The organism is Ruminococcus sp. CAG:330, from assembly GCF_000437175.1.
In the GTDB taxonomy this organism is placed as follows: domain Bacteria; phylum Bacillota; class Clostridia; order Oscillospirales; family Ruminococcaceae; genus Ruminococcus_C.
This window is the reverse complement of record NZ_FR897991.1, coordinates 1-5,559: the sequence shown is the minus strand read 5'-3', so window position 1 is coordinate 5,559 and position 5,559 is coordinate 1. Positions and strand designations below refer to the sequence as shown.

6 protein-coding genes (1 of these 6 only partly in view) are annotated in these 5,559 nt (G+C 57.8%); 3 read left to right on the top strand and 3 right to left on the bottom strand.

Features of this window, described 5'->3' with window-relative positions; translation table 11 throughout:
- The 3 genes from QZL66_RS01150 to QZL66_RS01140 all read right to left on the bottom strand — a co-directional run.
- A protein-coding gene (locus QZL66_RS01150; protein ID WP_022409938.1) for an ABC transporter ATP-binding protein crosses the window boundary here: on the bottom strand, positions 1 to 657 show its 5' portion. It extends 111 nt beyond the left edge of the window; only the first 657 of its 768 coding nucleotides appear in the window; its start codon is at positions 655 to 657; the stop codon falls past the left edge of the window.
- Between the two features lie 114 nt (positions 658 to 771).
- Positions 772 to 1,770: a sensor histidine kinase gene (locus QZL66_RS01145; RefSeq protein WP_022409937.1), complete on the bottom strand. Its 999-nt coding sequence runs from the start codon at positions 1,768 to 1,770 to the stop codon at positions 772 to 774.
- Positions 1,767 to 2,453, bottom strand: a complete 687-nt coding sequence (locus tag QZL66_RS01140; protein WP_022409936.1) for a response regulator transcription factor — start codon at positions 2,451 to 2,453, stop codon at positions 1,767 to 1,769. Before QZL66_RS01140 ends, QZL66_RS01145 begins: the two co-directional genes overlap by 4 nt.
- Before the next feature lie 316 nt (positions 2,454 to 2,769).
- Between QZL66_RS01140 and QZL66_RS01135 the strand changes: the two genes are divergently transcribed.
- The 3 genes from QZL66_RS01135 (at position 2,770) to QZL66_RS01125 (ending at position 5,412) form a co-directional block, all read left to right on the top strand.
- Complete coding sequence (locus tag QZL66_RS01135; RefSeq protein WP_022409935.1) at positions 2,770 to 3,732, top strand: D-alanyl-D-alanine carboxypeptidase family protein; 963 nt, start codon at positions 2,770 to 2,772, stop codon at positions 3,730 to 3,732.
- 12 nt (positions 3,733 to 3,744) lie between these two features.
- Positions 3,745 to 4,533, top strand: coding sequence for a class I SAM-dependent methyltransferase (locus QZL66_RS01130; RefSeq protein ID WP_022409934.1), 789 nt, complete (start codon positions 3,745 to 3,747; stop codon positions 4,531 to 4,533).
- Between the two features lie 72 nt (positions 4,534 to 4,605).
- A complete protein-coding gene (locus tag QZL66_RS01125) occupies positions 4,606 to 5,412 on the top strand; it encodes a ZIP family metal transporter (RefSeq protein ID WP_022409933.1) in 807 nt (268 codons plus the stop codon).
- Positions 5,413 to 5,559 lie beyond the last annotated feature (147 nt).

The window sequence follows — 5,559 nt, the reverse complement described above, 5'->3', positions numbered from 1 at the left end:
GTCTTTGATGAAGAGAACACGTCCGGCGTGGCTCGCCGCCTTGGTGGAGTGGGTGACCATGAGAATGGTCTGACCGGTCTGGTTGATCTCGGAGAACACCTGGAGCAGGCTGTCGGTGGACTTGGAGTCCAGCGCACCCGTCGGTTCGTCTGCCAGAATCAGCTTGGGGTTGGTGATGAGCGCCCGTGCCACGGCGACACGCTGTTTCTGTCCGCCGGACACTTCATAGGGGTACTTTTCCAGCAGAGCGTCGATTTGCAGGCGCTTGGCAATGGGGGCAATGCGGCGCTCCATCTCCGCAACGGGCAGTCCGGCGAGCACTAGCGGCAGGAAGATGTTGTCCTTGAGGGAAAAGGTGTCCAGCAGGTTGAAGTCCTGAAAGACGAAACCCAGATTGTCCCGCCGGAACGCAGCGATTTCCTTTTCCCGCACCGCAGTGAGATCACGTCCCTCCAGAAAGACCTTGCCGCCCGTGGGCTTGTCCAGTGCGGCGAGAATGTTCAGCAGAGTGGTCTTGCCGGAGCCGGATTCGCCCATGATGGCGACATATTCGCCCTGTTCCACAGAGAACGAAACGTCCGACAGCGCCTGTACCTGGTTACCGCCGAACCGAGTGGTGTAGATTTTTTTCAATCCTTGTACTTCCAGTATTGCCATAATCCATGGCCTCCTTTTTTTGTGGTATCTATATCATAACACAAAGCGCTGAAATGCCGCCATCGATTCGTGTGACATTTCAGCGCAGAAAGTGACATTTTTGTAAGACGTTTGCTATTCCACTTGAAGCTCCGGCAGATTGAGATCTACGGAAAAGACCGACCCCTCGCCCACCACGGAGCTTGCTGTGATGCGGGCAGAGATTTTCAGGGCGGCACGTTTGCACAGATACAGCCCCAGTCCCGTGGGTCCCGTGGACTTCTGTCCGGCTCTGCCGTTGTAGCCGGTGAAACCCTTTTCAAAAATGCGGGGGAGGTCTTCCGGCGCAATGCCGATGCCGGTGTCAGCAATGCGGACGACCTTTTCCGGCGTGACGGAGATGGTGACGGTGCCGTGCTTGGTGTATTTCACGGCGTTGGAGAGCAGCTGCTCCAGCAGGAACGTCAGCCACTTCTCATCGGTGAGCACCTCCAGTGTTGTGGGGGTGTATTCCAGCCGGATACGGCGGTTGATGAACTGCGGCGCAAATTTGCGGATGACGCTGCGGAGAATCTCGTCCAGCCGGCAGCGCCGGAATACCAGATCGCTGGCGCTGCTGTCCAGACGCAGGTAGGTCAGCGCCATCTCGGCGTACTGTTCAATGCGGAACAGCTCATCGGAGAGCATGCGGCTCTCCGGGGTGTCCTCATGCTGTAAGAGCATCTTCATGACGGCAATGGGCGTTTTGATCTGATGCACCCATGCGCCGTAGTAGTCCATGCTGTCGCTTTTTTGCGCCTGCCAGTCGCCGAGGAGCTTTTGGTACTGCTCGCCGAATGCCTGTAAAATGGCGTTGTCGTCTTCCTCCTCCAGCGTCTGCGGTTCGGGCATCTCCCGATACAGCAGGTCGGGCTGGCGGAAGATTCGCTGGCGCTGTTTGTGCCGGCGGCAGAAGCGCACAAATTGGATGGCGAGAACCAGCAACCCCAGCGCCATGCAGAGCAGCGCCGCATAGAGCACCGGTTCGAGGGAGAGACGGTACAGGAAAAAGACAGCCGCAAAGATGGCGGCGCATCCGGCGAAGAAACACAGCAGCTTCCAGCGGTCTTTCAGAAACCGCCCAAGCAGCCTCATGCCTGCCCCTCCGCCGGAATCCAGTAGCCGCTGCCCACTTTGGTGCGGATCCACTGGTGCAGCCCGATGGACTCCAGCTTTTTGCGCAGACGGGTGACGTTGACGGTGAGGGTGTTCTCCTCCACATAGCAGTCCATTTGCCAGAGCTTGGTCATGAGGGCTTCCCGGCTGACGACCTTGCCCTTGTTTTCCAGCAGGGTCTGGAGGATGCGGAATTCGTTGCGGGTCAGCTCCAGATGTTTGCCCTGATAGGTCAAAGTGGTGTCGCTGAGGTTCAGCACAGCCCCCTGATGTTCCAGCACGGGGATGCGTCCCGCCATGTCATAGGTGCGCCGGAGCACCGCCTGAATCTTCGCCATCATGACATCGGGATCAACCGGCTTCGGGATGAAATCGTCGCCGCCCATGTTCATTGCCATGACGATGTTCATGTTGTCCGAGGCAGAGGAGATGAAGATGACGGGAACGTTGGAGATGGCACGGATGGCGCTGCACCAGTGGTATCCGTTGAAAAAGGGGAGCATGATGTCCATGAGCACCATGTGCGGCGCACAGGCGGTAAACTCCCCCAGAATGTCCTGAAACTGTTCCGCCACGTGCACCTGATGTCCCCACGCCTCAAGCTGGCGCTTCATCATCTCCGCCATGGTGGCGTCGTCCTCTACGATCATGATTTGATACATGGCTCCAATGCCTCCTGTTTTTTTCTTATTGTAGCATAAAAAAGCGGCGTGCGTCAAGCTGTGCCTTTCCGAGCGTGTAAGCACACTTTGTAGGGACACGGCGTGCCGTGTCCGCAAATGAAACATTTCATTGGAATATTTTCAACGTGCGTTCCATATTCCCACGCACAAAATCAGACACAAGCCATCCCGCTCCGCCTCAAAACAGTAGTTGCAATGGCAAAAAAAATGTGGTATAATAGAGCTGTTCAGAGGCAGGGAAATTTTTTCTCACGGGGTATACACTGAATAGATGATACAGAAAAGAGCAACTGCAATGGGAAGAAAAAATCAACACGCCCGTGTTCGGGTGCGCCAGTTCTTTCAGATTCTGGCAATTCTCGCTTGTCTTGGGGTGCTGGCATATGCCGCATGCATCCTGTTCCTGTTTCCAAAAAAATCACCGGTTCCGGTGCAGAGCGAGATCGCCTCGCAGTCTGCCGTGACCAGCGTTACCGCTGTACCGGAAGCCACCGCCGTGGAATCCTCCCGGTATCCGGCCACTGCACCGGCGGACACCTCCGGCTTCCATGCTGTGCTGGAGGGCAACACGATCCAGCTGGACAGCAGCGTTTCGTGGGAGAGCAGCGACACCGCCGTCGCCACAGTAGATCAGAACGGTGTGGTCACAGGCGTGCATCAGGGAAAGTGCGAGATGCAGTCCGGCGACTTCTCCGTCCCTGTGACTGTCCGCCACATGGAGCAGAAGGACGGCTGCACCTATGTGGACGGCGTGCTCATTGTCAATAAGTCCTACAGTCTGCCGGAGGACTATAACCCCGGTCTGGATGCCACCACAGAGGAGGCATTCAACCAGCTCTCCGCCGATGCCGCCCAAGAAGGGCTGAACCTGTATATCGGCTCGGATTTCCGCAGCTATTCCTATCAGGTGGACGTGTACGAGAGCTACTGCGAGACCTATGGCTGGCAGCAGGCGGACACGTTTTCCGCACGCCCCGGCTATTCCGAACACCAGACCGGTCTGACCATCGACTGCAACACCATCGACGATGCGTTCGGACAGACGGAGGAAGCGGTCTGGCTGGCAGACCACTGTGCCGACTACGGCTTCATCATCCGCTTCCCCGACGGCAAGGAGGACATCACCGGCTACCAGTATGAGCCGTGGCACATCCGCTATGTGGGCGTGGACATCGCCAGGGAGATCATGTCCAAGGGACTTTGTCTGGAGGAATACCTCGGCGTGGACTCCGTCTATGCCGGCGCATGGGAACATTAAGGGGACACACAAATGGAAATTCGCAATGCAAAAATTGACGGCGGAGATGCCTTTGACTGGGGCAGGACTTCCGCCGATTACGCCCGTTTTCGGGACATCTATCCGCTGGAATTCTACGAACACATCCTGCGCCGGAACTGCGGCACAGCCGGACAGCGCATGCTGGATCTGGGAACGGGAACCGGCGTGCTGCCACGCAATCTTGTGCAGTTTGGTGGCATCTGGACGGGGACGGATATCTCCGAAAACCAGATTGCCAAGGCACGGGAGCTATCCGCCGGCATGCCCATTGATTACACTGTGTCTTCGGCGGAAACCGTTTCGTTTCCGGACAACACCTTCGACGGCATCACCGCCTGCCAGTGCTACTGGTACTTTGACGACGCCAAGGTCGCCCCACGGCTTTTCCGGATGCTCAAGCCCGGCGGAAAGCTCCTGCTGCTGTGCATGGCGTGGCTGCCCTTTGAAGATCCCGTTGCCTGCGCCAGCGAACAGCTGGTGCTGCGGTACAGCCCCAATTGGAGCGGTGCAGGGGAGACGCTGCATCCCATTCCCGTTTCGCCGGACATGCAGCGTCAGCTGCGCCTGACTTTCCACGAGGAATATCTGCTGGACGTGCCGTTTACACGGGAGTCGTGGAACGGACGAATGAAAGCATGCCGTGGCATCGGCGCATCCCTGCCGCCGGAACAGATCGCCCGGTGGGAACAGGAGCACCGGAAGATGCTGGAGGAACTGGCACCGGAGCACTTTACCGTCAGGCATTACGCCGCTCTTGCGGAGCTGCAAAAGCCGGAGTAATCGGCATCTCTCTCAAAGCGCAATCACCTCCCTGTGTCCAGTGACATATACTGCACACAGGGAGGTTTTGTCATGACTCACATTGTTGTTCTATATGCACTGATTGCAACTCTCGGCACGTGGTCGGTCACGGCGCTGGGTGCGGCGACGGTGATCTTTTTTCGCAAGCAAAACCAGGGCGCACTGAATCTGATGCTGGGATTTGCCGCCGGCGTGATGATTGCGGCGAGCTTCTGGTCGCTGCTCCAGCCTGCCATTGAACGTGCGGCGGAGACCTCGAAGCTGCCGCCCTATGTGGTGGTGACGGTGGGATTTCTCAGCGGTGCTGCTTTCCTGTGGCTCTCGGATAAACTGGTCACCCGCATGCGGCGGCGGGCGGAGAACCGGCAGGGAAGCGTGGGGGATCGTCTGAACCGTATCTTCATGCTGATTTTCTCCATCACCCTCCATAACATTCCGGAGGGGCTTGCCGTGGGTGTGGCGTTCGGGACGCTGCGCAGCGGGAGCTGCACCATGGATGGACTCATGGGGGCAATCACCATTGCCGTTGGCATCGGGCTGCAAAACTTTCCGGAGGGCGCAGCCGTCTCCATTCCCCTGCGGCGGGAGGGCTGTTCCAGACGGAAGAGCTTTTTCTTCGGGCAGGCATCGGGACTGGTGGAGCCGATCTCCGGCGTGCTGGGGGCGCTGCTGGTGGTCAAGGTGCAGGCGATCCTGCCGTTTGCGCTGGCGTTTGCCGCCGGTGCCATGATTCTGGTGGCGGTGCATGAGCTGATTCCGGAGTGCCAGCATAATAAACAGGCGCAGCCTTACGTGGCGACTATGGGAATCGTCACGGGATTTGCGGTGATGATGCTGCTGGATGTGATGCTGGGGTAAGCAAAAAAGAGCGTATCTGCATGAGAACAGATACGCTCTTGTGTTTTTTGTGTGCGGAAAATGGCGCAGGGATAGGTTCATTTCGGGAGAAACGGCAGCATTGCCTTTCTTAGGCTGCTCCAGCTGAGCGCAGCTGGCGAGGTGTTC

Coding starts and splice junctions, on each gene's coding strand:
- QZL66_RS01145 (WP_022409937.1), bottom strand. CDS start 1,770: ATGAGGCTGCTTGGGCGGTTTCTGAAAGACCGCTGGAAGCTGCTGTGT.
- QZL66_RS01140 (WP_022409936.1), bottom strand. CDS start 2,453: ATGTATCAAATCATGATCGTAGAGGACGACGCCACCATGGCGGAGATG.
- QZL66_RS01135 (WP_022409935.1), top strand. CDS start 2,770: ATGGGAAGAAAAAATCAACACGCCCGTGTTCGGGTGCGCCAGTTCTTT.
- QZL66_RS01130 (WP_022409934.1), top strand. CDS start 3,745: ATGGAAATTCGCAATGCAAAAATTGACGGCGGAGATGCCTTTGACTGG.
- QZL66_RS01125 (WP_022409933.1), top strand. CDS start 4,606: ATGACTCACATTGTTGTTCTATATGCACTGATTGCAACTCTCGGCACG.